General features: G+C 57.8%; 2 protein-coding genes. Both read right to left on the reverse strand.

From position 1 onward, the window contains the following. Nucleotides 1–23 precede the first annotated feature (23 nt). Complete coding sequence (gene tpx, locus MDG893_RS20345; protein ID WP_007155738.1) at nt 24–521, reverse strand: thiol peroxidase; 498 nt, start codon at nt 519–521, stop codon at nt 24–26. A gap of 102 nt (nt 522–623) precedes the next feature. Then, nucleotides 624–1,829, reverse strand: a complete 1,206-nt coding sequence (locus tag MDG893_RS20350; RefSeq protein ID WP_007155739.1) for a Bcr/CflA family multidrug efflux MFS transporter — start codon at nt 1,827–1,829, stop codon at nt 624–626. Nucleotides 1,830–1,865: the final 36 nt, after the last annotated feature.

Here is a 1,865-nt window from a genome sequence, read left to right on the forward strand (position 1 = left end):
AGTTACCGCCTGAGATCCAAACGTCAAAGCGCCGAAAGAGCGGCTTCGTAATTCGGTTCTTCCTTGATTTCACCCACCAACTCACTGTGCAGAACCTTGTTGTTCTCATCCAGAACCACCACCGCGCGGGAAGTCAGGCCCGCAAGTGGTCCATCCTGAATGGCGACACCGTAATCTTCCTGGAAGCTGTAGTTTCGGAAGCTGGAAAGGGTAGTGACATTTTCCAGGCCTTCGGCACCACAGAATCGACCGGCGGCGAAGGGCAGGTCGGCAGAAATGACCAGCACCACCGTGTTGTCCAGGCTGCTGGCTTTTTCATTGAACTTGCGGGTGGAGGTGGCGCAGGTTGGGGTGTCGACGCTGGGGACGATGTTCAGGACTTTGCGCTTACCTGCCCAGTTGTCGAGGGTGACGTCTTCCAGACCCTGAGTCGTGAGGGTGAAGTTGGGGGCGGTGTCGCCGGTTTGCGGAAGGGTGCCGCTCACGGTGATTGGATTGCCGCCGAGTGTGACGTTGCTCATTTGGAACTCCCTGATACTGGTCTAATGGATTTGTGTTTAACAGCTTACTCTGTGTAGCCCATTTTGGATGTTTTTTCATCCGGGAGTCGAGTTAAGTTGGTTTCAGGCGGGTTCAAATCCGGGAGCCGGATGGCGCTGTACCAGCAGCAGATAGCTGCTCAGAGCGCCAATGGCGCAGGTGGCAATGATACCCGCCATCACCAGTGACGTGCCGTCGTGGAAGTGCCCCACCAGAGCGCCTACGATTGCTGCCACCACCATCTGGGTGAAACCGAACAATGCCGACGCGGAGCCTGCCATGCGGGGGAAATTGGCCAGGGCACCGGCCATGGTTTGGGGCAGGACCATGCCCACACCGACCATAAACAACGCCTGTGGCGCCACCACGGCCCACACGTTATAAACATGCGAGGCTGCCAGTGCGGCCATCAGGCCGCCGCCGATGACCGATACTGTCAGGCCTCGCACCAGTATCTGATCTGGCGTAAACGAACGGCCCAGGCGGATGGCGGTGAGGTTGCCGCCAATGTAACCGGCCACGATGCAGGCGAAGAACAGACCGAAGTGCTGGGGTTCCACGCCCAGGAAATCAATCAGCACGAACGACGAGCCTGACAGGAACGCAAACAGGCCGGCGAAGGTCAGGGAATTGGTCAGGGTGTACCCCAGGAAGCTGATATCCGAAGCGATGGCCCGGTAGTTCTTCCACAGGCTGCCAATGCGCAGTGACTGACGATTCTCTGGGCGCATCGGTTCGGGAATGCCGACGGCAATGACAATCGCCATCAACAGCGAATAGCCACCGAGGGCCAGGAAAATTGACGGCCAACCCAGACCGACGACCATAAAGCCGCCCAGGGTGGGGGCAACAGCGGGAGCGAGTGCCATGATGCTTGCCAGGATGGCCATGATTTTTGCGGCATCCCTCGGCGAGTAGATATCACGAACGGCCGCCCTGCCCAGCACCGGTCCGGCAGAGCCGCCAAGCGCTTGCAGGAAACGGCACAGGATGAGTGTTTCAATATTTGTGGCAAGTGCACAAATGACACTGGCGATTGCAAACAGCAGGAAGCCGCCAATCATGATGGGTTTACGCCCGAAACGGTCAGCCAGTGGTCCGCAGATCAACTGGGCAATGGCGAACCCGGCCATGTAAATGCTCAACGTAAGCTGTACCTGACCGGTATTGGCTGAAAGTGCCTCTCCCATCGCAGGTAAAGCAGGCAGATACATATCAATCGCCAGTGGCCCGAGGGCGACTGCGGCGGCCAATAAGATCGTTGTCCATACACTGGTGAGTGCAAGCATGATTTATCCCGGAACCTTTGGAGTATCGCACTGGGT

The sequence above is a fragment of the Marinobacter algicola DG893 genome (genome assembly GCF_000170835.1).
In the GTDB taxonomy this organism is placed as follows: Bacteria; Pseudomonadota; Gammaproteobacteria; order Pseudomonadales; family Oleiphilaceae; genus Marinobacter; species Marinobacter algicola.